Genomic DNA, 19,794 nt, shown 5'->3' with positions numbered 1-19,794 from the left:
TAAATGAAAAGACCCTGACCGGAGCCAGGGACTTCTATTTTAGCACAGTTTAGCGCGAAAGACGTTTCTCTAGTTTGGCGGCACGGAGGGGAGGAAGGGCACGGGCGCTTCGTCGTACCGCTGCTCCAAATCGTAGTCGCCGGATTCGGGGATCGTCAGGCCACCCTGTTCCACGCTTTCCGGCAGGTTGACGCTGGTCGTGGAGAAGAAGGTGTTGTCGCCTTGAGAGCGGAGCGCCAGGTCAAGGTTGATGCCTGTTTCTTGCGCCAGTTTGAGGGCCAGAGCGTCTTGTGCCGGCATACTCAAAATCACCACATCAGGGGTCAACTCCATTCGTTGCACCTGGGTATCCCCCGTGCCCGATGGCGCCGCCACCTCCCCCTCCGCGGGCTTTTCCGGCGCGGGCGGAACCGTCAAATCAGGCGTCACGCCCTGATTATTCCACGTACCCACCCATATAACTTCCGCCCGTTGAATCGTCAATTGCGTTACCTGGCGTGGGCGCTGCACGCCATCCTGCCCCCCGCCGGGCGCAATCTCCGCCACCAGATTGATGGTGGGGATCAACTCCAACCGCCCCTGCGTTGTGGGCGAAAAGAGGAAAGAGCGCCCTTCCGCCAGCGCCGCCTGATCAACGCGCTGCGTTACATTGGGCAGCACGCCGCGGAACTCCGGATCGATCTGCACCAGCGACAGGCTCATCATCACATCCACGTTGTCGCCTGGACGCAGCGCGTAGGCCAGACCGGAGAAGCGGTCAATGGGGAAAGCGACCGCAACCTTGCCCTCATCCACAAACAACGACAAATCGGAGCCAATAGCCGTCAGGTCCGTTGCGTTGAGCGCCAGCATGGGGCTGAGAACCTCCTGCCCCTCGCTAATGTCCGCGCGCGTAATCAGCCCTTCAACATCGCTGATGGCCGAGAACGTCACCTGCGCCAGGACGGCAATGTTTGTGTCCGGGCGTTTGGCAACTTCCACCATATCGGCGGTCAGGCGCGTGCCAATGGGAATGTTCGCCCTGGCAACCACCACGTCTATGTAGTTGACCATCGGCGTGGGCGTTGGCGGGGGCAGCCCTGGCTCCCCACTCTCCGCCACGCTGCCCTCCTCCCCTTCGCCCGCCACCGTCGGCGGCACAGGCGTGGGCGAACTGGCCGTATCTCCGCGCATATTGAGCAGGTAGTATGCGCCAATGACAATCAGCACGGCAACAATGAGCAAGATCAACAAGGTTCTGGCGCGCATATCGAATCCTTTCTGTAACTGTTCAGCCTCGGGGGAATATGGTCCAAGAGATCTTCCCGGAAGCTCGATTTCAAGTCCAAAATGCCTCACTATTCAACTCATTTGGCATCAAAACAGCTTCCGGGAAGGTGGTCGTGAATAGTTACTCTTTTCTCCCGTTATCCCTGACTACTGGTTGCTGGAGTCGTCGCCCGGGGTCTGGTTGTTGCCAGGGTTGACGTCGAAATTCCCTACAGGCGTGGGCGCGATGTTCGGACTGATGACGTACTCAATGCCGTCCGGCGGAATCATGCCGAACTGTTGCAACAAGTAGTTCAGGTCAACGTTCTGGACGTTGTATAACTGCCCATCGCCAGGTCCGCGCAGGGCGTAATCAATGTTGGCGCTATTTTCAACGGCGTATTTGAGGAATAACTGCTGCTGTGGCGGCAGGGCCACCACTACCACGTCCGGCGGGCGTGGCGTAGGCGTGGGTTGTACGCCTGCTTCGGGGGTGGGCGTTTCCGCGCCTTCTTCCGCGCTTGCTCCGGGCATGGGCGTGGGGGTCAGCACTGGCGCAGGAGGCGTCCATGCGCCGACCTGAATAACGCGCGCATTTTGCAGGATCATGGCTACCGGCAGGGGGCGCTGCGACTCTGAAGGGGCGACGTGTGCCACGTCTCCGGTGGGCAACTGCTCAAAGCGGCCGTAGGGATCGAGGACGACGACGGTGCGGGAGATGTTGCCTTCTTCATCGGCTGTTTCCAGGACAAATGTGGCACTGTTTTGCAGCAGGGTTTGAAACTCCTGGTCCACCTGGCTGAAGGCGAACGTAAGCATAATGTCGATAGTGTCGCCGGGTTCCAGGCCATAAGCTACGCTGTTCAGGCGGTCCATGGGCACGGACGCGGCCAGCCATCCTGAGGGGATGAGCGAGGAGGGGCCGTAATCTTCGCGCCCGATCTGCCGTGGGTCGCGCACCAGTTTGTCGCGGGTGAGCGTTTCTCCCTGGAAGATGTCCGTGCGGGCGTACAGGCCGATCACCTCCGCCGTGTCCGTGATCACGTTTGGCCCCAACTGGGAGCGGGGGCGGTCATCTAGCGCCAGTTCCGCTTCGGTCATCGGCCAGCCGCGAGGGACGGTCTGCAGCGAAACCACGACACCTACCAGTTCGGATTCCGTGGCGCCGCCCCCCTGCGTGATGGCCTCAATGCCTTCGGAGATGCCGGTGACATCTACCGGCAACTGGGGACCGCCGTTGGCTGTGGATGGAGCCGTGTCCTGGGAGTTGATGATGAGAAATCCGGCGATAGCCAGGAAGACCAGGCCAACAAGCAGCATCAGGATTAAGAGCAAGCGACGACCTGTCATAGCATGTTTCCTTACAGTTGCATCCGGTTGTGGTCTATGTTAGAAGGCGTTTGAGACATCTGGGCACCGTGGCGCCACAAGCCTGACTTTTTCCATCGGTGCGGGTTTGTGGCAGGGCGCAATTCAAGAACAAGGTTTTTGCCGTGTGATGCCAAAGAGGTTGTTTGATGACGTTTGGGCCGGCATGTTACCATGGTTTTGTGTGAAGGTTCGTGGAGGATTGTTGTGTGGCACGGGTGGACTCTTGTCATAACAATATGTTAAGCTGACGATTGGCATATGGTAGCATATGGTAGTACCCTGGCAAATGGTTCTATTGTCATGGGTGGGCAGGACGACTGGCGCGTCTGTTTTTACAAAAAAGGCGAGGGAGTACTCTGTGCTCCCTCGCCAGGGTGGGGTCTTTGGGAAGTGCCGGCATGTATGCCGGCGGCGGCTTTCTAGCGGGTGGGGAAAGGCGCGTCCGTGAGCAGCCGCATCCACGCCTGCCACGGATAGGCGTCGAGCGCGGGATCCGGGGTGGGCGTACCGGGGAGGGGCGGCGCGGGTGTGGCTGTTAGGACGAGCGGCACGATGCGCTTTTCTCCCGGCAAGATGTAGCCTGCTTCATTGCGGGCGTAGTCGGAAACGTAGGCTTCGCTGGTGACGTAGGCAAGGGTGGCCTGCAACTGGACTTGCCGCGTTGTTTCCACCATCACGTCGGCCTGCAACGATTCTTCGTTGACGCCTATGTTGCGACCTTCCTGGGCGCGGCGGTTCAGGTCCAGCACGATGATCAGGCTGGCGACGACGACGAGGAGGACGAGGACTTGCGTCAGGGTAAGGAAAGGTTGCGAGCGAAGCTGTTTGGGCTTCATTGTGATCTATCTGCTTTGCCGGCATTTGGTAACGCGGCGACGGGAGAAAATGCCGGCATATCCCGCACAATTCCCGCGAACGGTTTAACAGCGAACGCTATCTTGCCTACGCTGGACATGAACTGTCCCTGGCGGCTGTCGGCAACATGAGCGATGTGTTCCTGAATGCCGGCATCCGCTTGACTCACAGTGCTGCCGCGCATCATCACCGGCGTGTACAGAATGTTACCCACCAGGATGGTGAAGGACTGGTTGGCCGTCGCCCCAAAAGGATCGACCGCCGATACCGTCACCGTCTTCGGGCCGGGGGAATCCCAGGCGAAACTGGCGCTGTTCGTGAGGTCGCCGACCTGGACGAAGGGCGTTTGCCCGGGAGTGCTCCAGGTATAGGTGATGGGGGACAGCGCAGATGCCGGCAGCACCGTGGCCGCAAACGTCTGGTTCACGCCCACTGCGCCCAATCCTGGGCCGGTTAGCGCCAGTTCCGTCAACTCATCACCAATTTCCACAACCACCGGCTGCGTAAACCAGCCCCACTTATTCTCCGCCGTCACGGCAACCACATGCGTTCCCGCGGGCCAAGAATAACTCTTGGCGTCGCTGCTGCCGCCGACAACGGTCTCCTGCCCCGTCTCCGGGGTATACCAGGTAAACGTGATAGGCTGCGTGGCCGTGATCGGAACCGCGCTGGCTGTGAACTCATACGATGTATTCGGCAGGCCAATCGTGGGGCCAGAAACCGCCACAGACGTGACCGGCGCATTGATCACAATCGTCATCTGGTTCGTGACCGTGCCAAACGCATTGGTTGCCGCCACCATCACGTCATAAGTGCCGCCCTCGTCCCAGGTAATCTCCAATGCATCCTTCGCCCCATTCAACTGCGTGACCGGATCGCGCCCGCTCACTTGCCAGGTATACGTGATGGATTGCGTCGTCGTAATCGGGAGAATGGAGGCTACAAAGCGATAAGGCGTGTCTACAAGCCCCGTTTCCGCGCCGGTTATGCTCACGCTCTCCGGGGGCGTATCCGGGCTATCGGCGAAAATGGTCAACGGGAGTAGATCGAACCGCGTGGGAGCGAAGTTGTCCATATTCTCCACGATAACGGCCACGTACTTGCTGCCGGGATCGTCCCAGCTAAATGTGCCCACATCTTCAGCGCCGCCGATGTGCAGCAACGCATCGGGATCGCCTGTGCTTTCCCACGTATACGTCAGCGGAGCCGTGGTATCGACGGGATGAACCACGGCCGTGAAATCGTAACTAGTGTTGACGACACCAACGACTTCCCCTTCGATGGACACGGCCTCGGGGGAGGTGACGACCTGCACGGAAAGGAAGTCAACGGCTTTGCCCCAGGCGTTCTCAACCATCACGGCCACGGCTTGCGGCGCGGTATACTCCCAGTTATACACCTGGCTATCGCTGGCAATGTTGAGCGTGTGGCTGATTTCTTCGTGGTCCACGGCGCGCCAGGTGTACGTAATCGGTCCCGTAATGTTGGCGGGAGAGATAGTTGCCGTGAAGGTGGTGCCGCTGTTGCTTTCCAGAATGGCGGGGCCTTGCAGCGTTACCTGGCTGGGGGGCACGCCAACTTCAACGACGAAGGCGGCGCTGGTGGCGTCTCCGGCGGCATTGCTGACGCTGACGACGACATTCTTCGTGCCCGGCGTTGTCCAGGTCAATTCGGCAGCATCGGTGCTGCCCCCGACATGTACGACATCGGCGAGGTCGGTCGCCGTCCACGTGTAGCTGATGTCCTGGCCGGCGTTGACGGGCGCAACGCTGGCCGTGAAGGCTTGCGCCGACCCGGCGGCGGCGCGGCCGGGGCCGCTGATGACAACGCTGGTGGGAGCCTGGTCGGCCGCGGCTGCCGATATGTCGATGGTGAAGTGACTGGTGGTCGCGCCCCAGCGATTGCTGGCGGTCACCGAAACCGTTTTGCTGCCGGGTGTGTCCCAACTGAAGGAGATGGAATCCTCAAGACCTTCTTGTCGGATCAGCGTCGGCTGGTCGGTCACATTCCAGGTGTAGGTGACGGGACGGGTGAGCGTGATGGGGCCTGTCTCCGCGAGGAAACTGTAGGGACTGTTGACCGCGCCCTGGCCGGGGCCGGAGATAGCTACGCTCTGGGGAGCGCCCCTGAGAATAGCATTGATGTAGGAGAAGACGTTGTAGCCCTGGTACATTTCCGCGTGTGACCAGTCGCCGATGAACATTATCGGGGCATAGGGGAGGTAGGCGCTGTCTACGGTCACGATGCCGTCGTTGTCATATCCCAGGTTTTGCATGACGAGGCCGGAGATTTCCGTTACGCCGCCTGAGCCTTGCCAGCCGTTTCCCGCTGCCGTGAAGTAGTTGACCTGGTCGTTAATGGGTTGTTCGTCGGCGTAGAGGCGAAAGACGGACATGTTGTTGATACGCAAGGTGCGTGTCCCTTCGTCTCGTTCCACAACGGTCACGATGTCGCCAAGCAGTTCGCCGAGCTCGCTCCAGATCAGGTCGGACAACAGTTCGCCCTGGTGCGGCGAACTAAGGGTGAACACGTTGCGGATTTTGGCGGCGGCCCCATTGAAAATGATGGCTGTTTGTGTGTCAACGCCGCCCTTGGAGTGGGCAATGACGCTCACTTTGTCCACATTGTAGTGCTGCAAGATGTAGTCAAGCTGGTGGCTGATGACGTTGCCCGAGTCATAAGTGGAGATGACGGGTTGGCGCAGGGTCTCGCAGGTGGAGTTGGCGGGATTGACGTTGACGTCCAGGAAGGCGGTGCGGTAGCCGGCCTTGTACGCTCGTTCGTACATGTCGTTGAGACCTGTGGCGAAGTTGAAAAACCACCAGTCGAGGGCTTTGCCGCTGTAGCCGTGAACGAAGACCAATACTTCGCCATCCTCATGACCTGGGGGTACTTCTCCGTAGTAGATGTTTGCTTCATAGCAGTCGGCAGGGTTGGCTAAGGGTCGTGGATCGGGGAGGCGGGCTGCCTCTGCTTTGGGGACTAGCAGCACAAGCGCCGTCAGAACGAACAACACACAGAGCACGCTCTTGTGTTTGAGGTCAAGCTTCAGGTTTATCATTTTCATATTGCTGCCCGACTTGTGTCTGAGAACTTCTGTGGTTGATTCTCAAGGGTTATCTGGCGCTCCGGGGTGACGGTGTGTCCTTTGTTGGCGAACAGATAGATTGATGCCGGCATCAACAGCAGCAGCAACGTCAGCCAGGGAGAAATGCCTGGCTGATTACTCAGCGTCCAATGCCACGTTGGCGGCTCCTCAAGGAATGCACCCCCCTGGACAGGTTGTTGCGTTTGCGCCGTGCCGCTCCCCATGAACACGGGCAAGAATAACTCGTGTTCCGTTATCGGTGGCGGCGTGGCGCTGGGCGTAGGCATAGGCGTGCCCGTGGGCGTCGGAGGAGGCGTGTTCGTCGGTGTAGGCGTGGGCGGCGCTTCTTCAATGACAATCGTGTGTGTGTTCACGGCGGAGGTGAGTACATTTTCCGCCGTAAAAGTGATGATCTTGGTTCCCGGAGTGGTCCAGGTATATTGAATCAGATCGCTCTGGTCGCTGACGTGGACCGCCTCAGACTGTTCGGTCGCTTGCCAGGTATACGTGATGGGGTGGGTGACGTTGAATGGTCCCGATGAGATGAAGAAGTTGTACGCCTTGCCCACGTAGCCGATTGATGGACCGATGACAATGTCCACGGAATCCAGCGGTACGGCTTCATCTCCTTGCAGGGCCGTGACAGGATTGGAGTAGCGTCCGGCGCGGTCCTGGGCGCGGAAGTAGACTTCTCCCGAGGGTTGCAGCGTCCAGGGGATGTCGTCCGTTGGTCCGGCGAAATCAAAGCGTTGGGCATCCGTAAGCGCGGCGTCGTGGCCGACAAGAATAGAGCGGACACCGCTGACGTCGTCCACCGCCGTGATTCGCAGGTGTACAAGCTGGGAGTAGGGGCTATCAGGAATAATCTCCGCCGCGGTTACTTCCGGCGGCGCGGGATCGTACACTTTGTACGTGGTTGCCAATACTCGTTTGACGTTGCCTTCGGCGTCGCGGAACATGGCGTAAACAATGCGTGGCATGCGCAAGTCGTTGCTCAAGTCAAAGAACCAGGGCGCATAGGTGTGCGTGTCGCTGACTTCTATCCAGCCTGTTGTGTGGGCGGATGTCTCGGAGCCAAAGCCGGCGTGATCGCTGAAGCGGACATGGGTGATATTGTCCGCTTCGTCCCAATCGTAGTTGAGCGTGACGGAGGTGTCCTTGAGAAATAGAGGGCCGTTGATGTTGAGTGCGTAGCCGGGCTGGTAGCGTACTGTCGTTTCCAGCGCGGCTTCGTTGCCTGTGTCGACGTCCTGCAGGAAGGTTTCGTTGACGATTGGTGTACCCACGCGTGTAATCTCATCCGTTACCGTGACGGAGAATGAGACGAGAACGGGCGTGCCGCTGCTGATGTCTCCCTTCCAGAGAATGACGTTTTCGTCGCTGATGGTCGCGCCACCTTCATCGCTGCTGCGTACGGAGTCGGGGACGTATTCGGTGAAGGAGGGGATGGGGCTTGCCAGGCGCAGCGTGGCCGTGGTGTCATTTGTGTTCCAGATTTGGATGGTGTAGTCGATGGTGTCTCCGTTATCGACCTGGGAGCGGCTGGCGATCACTCTGGACAGGGACAGGTCGGCGCGTGGGGAGTAGGGTTCGCCGACCAGGACGGAGCGGGAGACGCTTTTTTCGCTACAGGCGTTGCTAATGGTGAGATCAATGGTGTGGATGCCGGCATCGGGGAAGGGTTGGATCAAGCGGCTATCATTGATGCCGGCATGTTCCCCATCCACGCGCCATTCGTAATGGAAGGGCGGTGTGCCGCCAAAAGCGTGCCCCTGGAATGTCGCCACGCTGCCGGGGAACAATTGCGTGTCCGCCATCATCGGCATACGGATGTTGTTCATCGGCACGCAAGAGGAGATGTTGACGAAGAAAGTGCCAATGGCGGGGGAGCCAAATCCATTGTCCACAATGACCAGGATGGCCTTTTCACCTGAAGAATTCCACGTAAAGCTGGCGAAGTCACGCGCCCCATTGGTGTGTATCTGGTTCTCCTGACCGGTGGCCTGCCATGTGTACTGAATAGGTTGGGCCGCGTTCAGTGGGCCGACATCTACCTGGAATTGATAAGTTGTTCCAGGAGTCCCCAGGGAGGGTCCCTTGACAATGGCGCTTTCGGCAATGAAGCCAGGTTCATCGTCCAGGACGTTGACGTTGAAGCTGTTGGTAGCGCTGCCGTATTGGTTGTTGACCGTGACCGTGATGGTTTTGATGCCGGCATTCGTCCAACTAAACGTCGCCGTATTTTGCAGTTCCGCCTCCTGTGACAAAACGGCCTGATCAGACGCTTCCCACACATACGTGAGCGGCTGCGTCAACGTCGTCGTAATCGGCACCGTCGTGGCCGTATAGACAAATGTGGTGTCTACCACCGCGGTCGAATCTCCCGTGATACTCACGTCATTGGGTGGTGTCTCCAGAAAAGCGCGAAAAATGCGCAAACCATAGTAATAGTTTGCCGTCCCCAGAAAGAAACCATACGGGGTGTTTTCCATATTGCGCCCGCCGGAATCAAACGCTCCCAGGTTCAAATCGGGCCGTGGCGGGTTCGGGTCATCGATCAACGCGGAGAATCCATTCGTCGTCACCGGCGTAAAATGTGCGCCATCCGACGTACGCCACAAATCGAAGCCCATGGCATCCAAAACGTCCTGCGGAATCTCTGGTTCGTCCTTGCCCGCGATACTGCCATCGAAGGTGGTCAGATACAGATGCTCATCTTCGACAGCCATACGCCACATGTGCCCGTTGTTGGGGTTATCAAACCCGCCGCCATAGCCGCTTAACGGCAGCTTGTCCGGCGCGCCAAATGGCAACCCTACGCGCGGCTCGCCCGCGATCAAATCCCAACTGCTGTCAGGATTGATGCGGAACACCTCCGCCGCCGCGTTCAGGCTGGGAATGAAGCCCACAATGATCCCATTGCCGCCGACGAACAATCTCCCCTTGAACTCCATCATGCTCAACACCTCTACGTTGGGCTGGTCTGTGGGAGAGTCGCCGCCATTTTTCAAGACGTAGTCAAAATCATAGGGCAGAGGGCCGCCATCGGTGTACATGCGAATGACGCCAAAACCACTGTTCGGATCGCGTACACCCATGTAGAGGGCGCCATTGTAGGACGCCATATGGCTGAACTTCATGTCCGCCGGACTGATCTTGCGCCAGTAATTGTTGCCCGCGCCCGGATTGGCGGACTCAAAAACAGCGCCGCTGCCTTTGCTACTGCCTGCCTGGACGTAAAGCCGCGTGATGCCATCCGTGCCTACGTGAATCGTGGGGTTGCGCAGGCTGGTTTTTTGGATGCCGCCCAAGGGTGTGCCCGGGTCCGCCGGAATTGGCTCAAAATTCACGCCGTCCACCGAGCGCAGGATGCGCGGCGGCACGCGATAACCCAGGTAGCTGGGGCTGACGGCTGTTACGTACAATGCTTCCGTGCCATCCGGGTCGGTGAACAACGTCATGCCGCGGTAGCCAATATCGCGGGCCACGTTGGTCGGGCTGATGTCCACCGTCACCGTGACCGGGTTGGAAATACTGCCACCAAGCTGCGTAAACTCCGTAAAAACCTGATAGGGGGCTTGAAAAACCCGCTCCCACGTATCTGTTTGTGGTTCCCACCGCCAGATTTCGGCGCGCATGTCCAGATCAAGAGGATCATCTGGGCAGTTAACGTCTGGGTCGTCGTCTGGGTACGGGATGATGCCAAACGAGTTGCGCGCCTGCGCCAGAACTTCGCCACAGCGCCAGTCGTGATTTGTGCCCACGTAGAGATAGCCATTCCACCATTGCATGGACCATGCCCAACCGTTAGCGTGGTCACCAAATCCCTGCTCCGATGCGGGTGCGAAATCCTCCGTGTTGAGGGGGCGGCCTGCCAGGGCCAGCCGGGTGAATGTAAACATCAAACCAACCGACAACAAGACCAGGGCGATTGCTCCGGTTTTGCGCGATTTACTTGTCATCTTTTCTGTCATAGTCCCTCCCATAAAGGGCAATTCGGGTCGTGCGTGGCTTGCGGCAGGGCCATTGCGCAAAGTGGCCAATGTCCACCGTCTTTCTGACAGCCTTCTGTTCAGCACTCAAGCGAGTTATTATAGACTCTTTCGCGGAATTTTGTATTGCGCTTAACTGATCTGAACGTCTCATTCACATTCAGCTTAGCTGCGGGTTCATTTGCGACATGCGACGAGGTATGACGCACTATGTTGGGCATAGTGTGTCATACCTGTTAAATGCAGAACTGGTATTTTCCGGGGCCGCTTCAGTCGGGTTTGGCGGCTATGGCTACCTGGACAAGATAGACGGGAATCGGTTTGAGGGCAGCTTGCGCCTTGCCGGCGCCGTGCCCCAGAAGCCCGCCAGATGGCTTCGGCATCTGCGCCGCCGCGTCGCCGGGCGCGGATGAGCCAACTACAAAGGGCAGGTAGATGTTGTAAACCGGTTCGGCAATCTTGATGGTCGTGGACTGCGTGACCGTGCCGGCATTATTATACACCGTAAGCGATACTGTCTTGATGCCTGCGCTGCTCCAACTGAAGCTAACCGAATCGGAAAGCCCCCCCGTATGTACTACGTTTGCCTGATCCGTAGCCGACCATTCGTAGGTGAGGGGGGTGGTTGTGTTTGCCGGCATCACTTCCGCCGAGAAGGTGTAACTCACATCAACATCGCCGTCATTTGCGCCTGCCAGATCGACGCTGGTTGGGGCCACATCCACGGCGCTGATGACGATAGTCGTGCTGGCGCTGACGCTGCCCGCGTCGTTCTCCGCCGTCACCATGATCGTCTTCGTTCCAACGGTGTTCCAGGTAAAGGAGACGCCATCGCTCAATGCGCCGCTGTGGACGACCGGCGATTGCCCCGTGGCCGTCCAGGTGTAGGTGACGGGCAACGTCGTTGTTGGCGGCGTAACGCCGGCCGTAAAGTCATAGGCGATGCCGGTGAAGCCGGTTTGCGGGCCGCTGATTTCCACGTCGGCGGGCGCGGTGACGGGGACGTCAATGACGATGGTAAACGTGTCGCTGACGCTGCCTGCCTCGTTCTCCGCCATGACGGTGATGGTTTTGATGCCGGCATTCGTCCAGGTGAAATCAATGGCGTCACTGAGGCCACCACCACGCACCGTAGGCATCATGTCGGTCGCTTCCCAGGTGTAGGTCAGCGGTGTGGTGGTGGTTAGGGGCGTCACGTCGGCGGTGAAGGTGTAACTCATGCCCACCGCGCCACTGGTAGGACCGTCGAGGGTGACTGCTTCTGGCGGCATGACGGTTTCCGCGATTTCGATGGTCATGCTGTCGCTGTAGCTATTCAACCCGTTGCTGGCCGTGACCGTGATTGTCTTCGTGCCGCCGCTGCTCCAGGCGAAGCTGATTTCGTCGCTAAGATCGCCTGTGTGGACCACGGGGGCCTGGTCGCTGGCTTCCCAGACATAATCGACGGGGGTGGTGGCATTTGCCGGCAAAACCGTTGCCGTAAAAGTATAGTCATTGTTGATGATACCGCTGATGGGGCCATCGACGCCAACGCTCGTGACAGGCCGGATCACCTCAATCGTCGTCGAAGTTTGTACGTCTCCCGCGCCGTTATTCACCGTCACGGCAAACGCTTTTGCTCCCGTGGTGGTGAAGGCGTAGGTGAACGTATCCGTGAGGGCGTCGGTGACGTGGATCACCTCGTTGTACAGGTCGGGCGTCCACCAGGTGTACGTAATCGGCGTGGTGGCCGTCACCGGCTGCACGGCGGCTACAAAATCATAGCTGCCATTGAGCGGCAGCACATCCGGCCAGTTGGCCGTGACGCTCCTGATGGGCGAAACCACCTCAATCGTCAGGCTGTCGCCGACGGAGCCATAGTCGTTGGTGGCCGTGACGCTGATCTCGTAGGAGCCGCCTTCCGGCCAGCTAAACGTGGTCACATCGTTGCCGCCGCTCTGCTGCGTGCGCACCGTTTGCCCGTTGATCTGCCAGACGTAGGTCACGGGCTGCGCCGCCTTCAGCGGCGTCACGGCGGCCACGAACTGGTACGGGGTGTTGATGAGGCCATCGGTGGGGCCGCTCACTTGCAGTGAACTGGGCGCGACGCCAGGGTCCCAGAGCTGAATGTCGATGGTTGCGTTGTCCGCCGTGCCGCCGCCGGCGTTGGCCGCCGTCACGGAGACGGATTGCGTTCCAGGAATGCCCCACACAAAGCCCGCCTGGTCGCTGAGGTCGTTGGTCTGCGTAAGCTGCGCCGGCGTGCCGCTGCTCTGCCAGGTGTAGGTGAGGGGGACGGTCGTTTCCGGCGGTTCGGTATTCGCGTCGAAGAAGTGGGTGGTGTTGATGACGCCGATGGCGTCCCCACTGAGCGTGACGGTGATGGGCGGCGTTTGAATGTCCACGGTGTAGAAGGCGACGGTGCTGCCCCAGGCGTTTTCCGCTTTCACGGCGATGGGTTGCTGGCCGCTCTCCGGCCAGCTAATGCCCAGCGTATTGCTGCTGCCGCCAATTTGCTCCACGTCGTCGTGGTCAACGGTACTCCAGGTGTAGGAGACCGGGCTGGAGACGTTGGCGTTGGCGGTGGCTGTGTAGTTGTAGTTCGTGTTGGTGCTGCCCACGGTGGGGCCGCTAATGTTGAGGGTCGTTGGTGGACGTCCGACGTTGACGTTGAAACTGGACCCCACGGTGCCGACGCCGTTGCTGACGGAGACGGAGACTGTTTTGATGCCGGTGCTGCTCCAGGTAAAGGTGACGCTGTCGTTGAGGCCATTGCTATGGATGACGGTTCCCTGGTTGGTGGCGCTCCAGGTGTATTGCAGCGGTTGGCTGCTGGCGAGGGGGGTGACGTTGGCGGTGAAGGTGGCGGCTGTGCCGGCATTTGCCCGGTCATCGCCATCAATGGTCACGTTGGTGGGGCCGGTGTTTGGCGTGGGCGCGGCGATGTCGATGTTCATGGATTGGGAGGCGCTGCCATACCGGTTGCTGATGGTGACGTTGATGATTTTTGTGCCGGCATTCGTCCAACTAAACGCCGCCGTATTCTCCCGCTCGCCCGCCACCGTAAGCGGCGGCTGCCCCGTCACTTCCCAGGTATAGGTCAGCGGGACCGTCAGCGTAATCGGCTGTGCGGAGGCCGTAAACGAGTAGCTCGTGTTCGTGGCCCCCGTGGTTGCGCCTGCCAGTTCCGCGACCAGCGGCTGCGCCTCCAGCACATCCTGAATGTAGTGGAAAACATTGTGCCCCTGGTAAATCTCGTTGTGGTTGTAATCGGCTACGAAGAAAGGCCGCGCGTAGGGCAGGTAGGTGCTTTCCACCGTCACCACCCCATCGTTGTCATATCCCAGAATTTGCAGAATCAGGCCGCCAATTTCCGTGATGCCCCCGGAACCTTGCCAGCCGGTGCCCGCGGCGGAGTAGTAGCTGATGTTATTGTGAACGGGCAGCTCATCTACGTAGAGGCGGAAGACCTTCATGTTGTTTACGCGCAGCGTACGCAGACCCTCATCCCGGCCAAAGAAAGCCAGCAGGTCGCCCAGGCCGGGGATGTCGCTGGCGCTCCAGACGAGGTCCGCCAGGATTTCCCCCTGGTGCGGGCTGCTAAGGGTGAACACATTGGCGATTTTGTCTCCCGCACCGTAGAAGGCGAGGGCCGCTTGTGTGTCCACGCCGCCTTTGGAGTGAGCCACGATGCTTACCTGGTCAACGTTGTAATGGGCCGTGATTAACGCCAACTGCTGGCTGAGGATGGCGCCCGCGTCGAAAACGGAGATGACGGGACGGCGGGGCACGTCGCAGTCGGGCGCTTCGCTGTTCAGGTTGTCGGTGACGAAGGCGGTGCGATAACCGGCGGCATACGCCAGGTCGTACATGTCGTTGAAGCCGGAGCCGAAGTTGAAGAACCACCAGTCGATGGCCTGGCCGCCGTAGCCGTGGACAAAGACGAGGACAGGCGCATTTTCGCCGCCTGGGGGAACAGCGCCGTAGAAGACGTTGGCTTCAAGACAACTTTGTGGAATGGGGACGGGCGCCGGGGTGGGCGCGGCCAGCGCGGATGGGGGCCGCCAGAAGAATATGCTCGCTGCCAGGAGGGGGGTGAGCAGGAGCAGTAACAGTCGCTTACGCGGTAATCTCGCTTTCATTTGAATCCTCTTGTATTGGGGCAAGCTCTGCCTGAATGTGCTTGACCCGTTGGCGCGTCAGTTTGTAGGGCAGGATGAGAAACGCGGCAGCAGCGTAAAGAACCGCCGGAACCAGGCTGAAGATGAGGCCGATACGGGTGGCTGTGACGGCGCTCTGGATTTCTTGACCGGCGATGAGGCCGGCAAAATGGTCGAGTAAGACGCCGGACACGAAGATAGCAAGCCCGGCGGCCTGTTGTTGGAAGAAGGAGTCAATGCCGAAGTAGGCGCCTTCACGATTTTTGCCGGTGTGCAGGCGGTCTTCGTCTACGATGTCGGCAATCATGGATGCCGGCAAAAACCAGAACGCCCCGGCAAAGAAACCCACCAGCAAATAGAGTACTAGCAGTGGTCGCAGGTTTCCCGTGCCAAAGAGATGCCCCTGGCCCAGCAGGAAATAGGCGGAGCCGGTGAGCAGGCTGGTGATCAGGATCGTGATGAAGTAGAGTCGGTGCTTCTCCAGACGGGGCGATACACGCAGCCAGAAGACGACGCCCAGAACGCCGCCGACGAAGAAGGCTGCCTGGAATAGGCTGATGGCCGCCGGGTCGCTGATTTTCAGGTAGTAGGTGAGGAAGTGGACGACGACGGTGGTGGTGACGGCGCTGGCCAGGAAGTAGAGGGCGGAGGAGAGGGTGAGGGAGAGGAAAGAGCGATTGGTGATAGAAATCTTCAGGTTTTCCAGGAAGCCTAGCTCGCCTTCGGAGGAGGGCGCGCGTTTCGGCAGACGATATCGTTCGCGCAGTGTGCCGAACGTGGAAATCAGTCCGGTGACGGCCATGAGTATGCCAAAGGTGACGGCCATCGTCAGGTAGCCATTCGGGTTAAATTTGGGGTCTACACCGGAGCCATCGTTGGGGAAGAAAAGGGAGAGGGAGGAGAAGGCCAGGCCTGTCCCCAGGAGCGCGAGGAAAGAACGAATGCCGGCAATCGACGTCCGTTCCTGGTAATCCTGTGCCAACTCCGCGCCCAGCGCCTGATACGGCACAACGAACAGCGAGTTGGAGGTGCGCAGGAAGAAATTGCTGCCGATGAGCCAGAAAAACAGCCCGCCATTTCCCAAACCCGCCGGCGGGTTGAAAATCGCAAAAAACGACAATCCCATGCCCACCGCGCCCACCAGCATGAAGCCGTGGCGGCGGCCCATGCTAAAATTCGCCTTGTCGGATAGATGACCAATGGAAGGGTCGATGAGGGCATCCCAAAAGAGGCTGATGGTTGTCGCCAGACCCGCCAGCGTGCCCGGCAGTCCCATCACCGACGTGTAGAAAAATAGGAGAAAAGCGCCAAAGGCGAACGTCTTGATGGAGTTGCTTATCTGCCCAATGCCGTAAATGATTTTGGTGGGCATGGTCAGCGGGGGAAAAGCAGTGGATGCCGAGCGGCTTGCCGTGGGCATGAGTTCAGAGGTGGTCATCACATCTCCTCAGACGTTATGCACTTATCGGACTGGGCAGTCTCCAAGACCGCGCCAGTTTCCCTGGAAATTTGTAACGCCTATCCGGTTACAGCCGTGGATGGGACTACAGGTCAACATCACATACACTGAAAACCACGATTTTGCAACGCACTCGTGCGAATTGGCCCGTGTCGCGCTGTGTAAAACACGTGGTTTGTCGCCGGTTGCCCTGATAAATGACGTACAAATGGTCAATCTTGAGGACGTTTTGGCCCCTGTCATCAGGTGTGATGGCCGCAACCGGGCGTGCAGCCGCGCCGATGACATTTCCTCCCAAGAAAGGCCAGGCCCAAATGACCATCAAACAGGAGCTTTCCTTGCCTATCGGGTCAAGTGCGGGATTGCTCCTTACTGTGTCCGCTTCCCGTGAAACTGGGCGTTATCAGCGAGAAACGAACGTCCTTGATTTTATCTTGCTCGTCAAACAGGAACGTACCCCTGCCTCGGACTTTGTTGATGCGCCATTTGCGCAGTCGCCTGGAAGAGACAATCATCTCTGCGTTCACCTGGTTGCCATTGCCCTGGATGCGTTCAATGGACTCCGCGCGCAGTTCGTTCTCAAAGCGCTCGCGGTGCCAGGCGGTGATTTCATCTTTACCCGTATATTCGCCGGTCATGAAATGGATCACCGCATTATCCGCATAATAACTGATACACGTTTCCAGGTCCAGTTTGCCTAAAGCTTGCAGATAATGCCTGACCATTTGCTCCAGAACAACAACATCCGTCACAACGAAATAATCCCTTATGCCAACTGAACCCGTCTCCCGGATTGCACCAGAAGACGGGTCCATTTTCAATGTAACATTTCAGATGATCAGATTGGTTCATTCTCCAAGAATGAACCAATCCTGGTGAGTCTTAAGTCCGTTGCCTGAGCCTGCCGCAGGCAATAGGGGCTTCGACAAGGGCTTTCATAAGCTCAGCCTACGAGAGGGTGAGCTGTTACGGACACGGTCCCTTACCGCGGTTGCTGCCGCCGCCGCTGGTTGATGACCCAGGCTGCACCCGGCAGGAGCAGGAGTCCCAGCGCCAGCCACGGCGAGACGCTGCCACCGCCGTTGCCACCATCAAAGCTACTCAGACCGACGCCTGTCGCCGGTTCGGTGGGCGTGGGCGTCACCGTGGGGCCAGGCTGGGGTGTATTGGTGGGTGTGGGCGCGGGGGGGGTGTTGGTGGGCGTGGGCGCGGGAGGGGTGTTGGTGGGTGTGGGCGCGGGGGGCGTGTTGGTGGGTGTGGGCGCGGGAGGGGTGTTGGTGGGCGTGGGCGTCGGTTCGGCGGGCAGCACCTCGATCATGATGCAGGCGCATTCGCGCGTGTTGGCGTTTTCCGGGCGGACCGTGATGTATTTGATGCCCGTGGTATCCCAGATGTAGGTGACGGTGTCGGAAATGCCGGCATTCGCATGCACAATTGTCGGCTGATCCGTCGCGTCCCACGTGTAAGTGATGGGAACCGTCACCGTGGGTGGGTTCACATACGCCGTGTAATCCGTCGGCTGCCCCACAATCGCTATTGCCGGGCCATCAATGGTCACTTCCATCGGGTACGCCGGTTCGGGCGCATTCCAGATACGCAAACCATACCAGTAGTTGGCCGTGCCCAGGAACAAACCAGACGAGGTGGAAGCCATCGTGCGCCCACCGGAGTCGAACGCACCCAGGTTCAGGTCGGGGCGCGGCGGGTTCGGATCATTGATCTGGTCGGAGAAACCATCGATGGTCACGGGCGAGAAATTGACGCCGTCACCCGTCTCGAACATGTCAAAACCCATCACCTGCAAAATGGGCGGCGGCGGATTGTTGTCCTTTTCCGTGATGCTTCCATCAAACGTGGTCACATAAAGATGCCCGTTGTGCACCTCCATGCGCCACATATGGCCGTTGTAGTTGTTGCCAAACCCGGCGGGCCAGCCACTCAGGGGATCAATATCGCCAATGGGTGTGCCCACGCGGGGTTCACCCACGACGAGTTCCCAGTTCCCATCCTTCTGAATGCGGAACAACTCCGCCGGGTCGTTAAGACCGGGAATGGTGCCGATGGTGATGCCGTTGCCGCCGACGTAGAGATAGCAGTCGTATATCTGCATACTCAGGATTTCCACGTTGAGTACGTCTGCCGCGGCGTAGCTGGCATAGCCGCCTTCGTCAATGACGATTTCGTAGGGGTAGGGCAAAGCGCCGCCGGTGGCGTCCATCTTGATGACCTTGAAACCCGTCTGGGTGTCGCGGATACCCAGATAGAGATACCCTTCCCAGGAGATGGCGGAACTGACTTTGTAGTAGTCACCCTGTCCATCTTCTGGCTGCACTTTGCGGAAGTTGTCATTACCACCGGCAGGGTCAGCCGCTTCAAATAGAGAGCCGCTGCCCTTGCTGCTGCCTGATTGGATATAGAGTCGTCTGACGCCGTCGCTACCCACATGGACGGTTGGGTTACGGATGCTGGTCTTGCGAATGTTGCCCAGCACCGTGCCCGGGTCTTGGGGCAGGGCGGTGAAATTCAGGCCATCGGTTGAGCGCAGCACGCGCGGCGGGGTTTTGTAGCCCACGTAGCTGGGGCTGACGGCCGTGACGTAAAGCGCTTCCGTCCCATCCGGCTCTTCAAACACAGCCATACCACGATAACCAATGTCAATGGCAATGTCCGTGGGCGGGATGGTGATCGTTTCGGTTATGGGATTGATGATGGTGCCGCCGATGCGCGTGTACTCGGTGAAGACCTGCGTTGGGGCGACATATACCTGTGCCCAGATGTCTGTGTTCGGGTCCCAGCGCCAGATTTCGGCGCGCATGTCGATGGCCAACTCATCCGCGGGGCAATCAATGTCCACGTCGTCAGGCGGATAAGTGATGATGCCGAAGGAGTTGCGAGCCTGAGCCAGCACTTCCGCGCAATGCCAATTGTGGTTTGTGCCAACATAAAGATAGCCATTCCACCATTGCATTGACCAGGCCCAACCGTTTGCGCGCTGCCCAAAACCCTGGTCGGCTGCTTCGGAAAAATCACCTGGTTCAAGCGGCGGGCTGCCGGCCATTGCCAGTCCGGTGGCGGCAAAGAGTAAGCCTGCCGCAAGAAATACGAGTAAGACAAGCCTGACTTTGCGGAATGAACTTCTTTGTTGGTTCATGATCCCTCCAAAACTAATGAATGTTGCCTGTTTGATGGGTTGACTGATTGATTTTCCTGATGTAGATGATAGTTGCCGCCACTTGCCAGCAGTTCATGATAGAACGGTTTGGGCTTGACGCGCTTTTCCGGCGCGTTGTCCGATCAGGAGGTCATTTTTAGTGTTTGTAACTGCTAAGCCAGATTGGACCAATTTTCTAGAGGGCGTTAGTCGTTACTTGTGTTTAACACCTTGCGCCACTGAGCTGTAATGAATACACGATGTCTGGCGCGGGGTAAAACGGTGGCCGTGATTGTGCGCTGGAAAGGTGTGTGGTGCTGACTGGTGGTGGGTCGCCATGAGGCTTGCGGAAGCAAGGTCTGGCCCGTATTGCTTGTCTCCTCAAGAGAAATGATTGTACGCATAAATGCGATACTGTGCAAAAAGCATCATCCTCGTTCAGCTTTTTCGGGTTCCAGAATGATGCTTTGTAACTGCTAAGCCAGATTGGA

At 58.7% G+C, this 19,794-nt stretch carries 9 protein-coding genes; all 9 read right to left on the bottom strand.

The genetic code is table 11. From position 1 onward, the window contains the following. Positions 1-69: 69 nt before the first annotated feature. Positions 70-1,248, bottom strand: coding sequence for a hypothetical protein (locus H6650_09065; GenBank protein MCB8952148.1), 1,179 nt, complete (start codon positions 1,246-1,248; stop codon positions 70-72). 168 nt (positions 1,249-1,416) lie between these two features. Then, entirely contained in the window at positions 1,417-2,598 is a 1,182-nt protein-coding gene (locus H6650_09060; GenBank protein ID MCB8952147.1) for a hypothetical protein, read from the bottom strand. Positions 2,599-3,038: 440 nt separating this feature from the next. Further along, positions 3,039-3,455: a hypothetical protein gene (locus H6650_09055; protein MCB8952146.1), complete on the bottom strand. Its 417-nt coding sequence runs from the start codon at positions 3,453-3,455 to the stop codon at positions 3,039-3,041. Next, positions 3,452-6,535, bottom strand: coding sequence for a PKD domain-containing protein (locus H6650_09050; GenBank protein MCB8952145.1), 3,084 nt, complete (start codon positions 6,533-6,535; stop codon positions 3,452-3,454). The genes H6650_09055 and H6650_09050 overlap by 4 nt, the downstream gene beginning before the upstream one ends. 2 nt (positions 6,536-6,537) lie before the next feature. Next, positions 6,538-10,524, bottom strand: coding sequence for a hypothetical protein (locus tag H6650_09045; protein MCB8952144.1), 3,987 nt, complete (start codon positions 10,522-10,524; stop codon positions 6,538-6,540). Positions 10,525-10,823: 299 nt separating this feature from the next. Further along, a complete protein-coding gene (locus H6650_09040; protein MCB8952143.1) occupies positions 10,824-14,675 on the bottom strand; it encodes a PKD domain-containing protein in 3,852 nt (1,283 codons plus the stop codon). Then, on the bottom strand, positions 14,653-16,131 hold the full coding sequence (locus tag H6650_09035) for an MFS transporter (GenBank protein MCB8952142.1): 1,479 nt from the start codon (positions 16,129-16,131) through the stop codon (positions 14,653-14,655). The genes H6650_09040 and H6650_09035 overlap by 23 nt, the downstream gene beginning before the upstream one ends. A 371-nt stretch (positions 16,132-16,502) precedes the next feature. After that, the gene (locus tag H6650_09030) at positions 16,503-16,904 is read right to left on the bottom strand and encodes a nuclear transport factor 2 family protein (protein ID MCB8952141.1); all 402 of its coding nucleotides are present in this window, start codon (positions 16,902-16,904) and stop codon (positions 16,503-16,505) included. 230 nt (positions 16,905-17,134) lie between these two features. Further along, positions 17,135-19,303, bottom strand: a complete 2,169-nt coding sequence (locus H6650_09025) for a hypothetical protein (GenBank protein MCB8952140.1) — start codon at positions 19,301-19,303, stop codon at positions 17,135-17,137. Positions 19,304-19,794: the final 491 nt, after the last annotated feature.

The organism is Ardenticatenales bacterium, assembly GCA_020634515.1.
GTDB lineage: Bacteria > Chloroflexota > Anaerolineae > Promineifilales > Promineifilaceae > JAGVTM01.
Note: the sequence above shows the minus strand (reverse complement) of the source record. Positions and strands in the feature narration are given on the sequence as shown.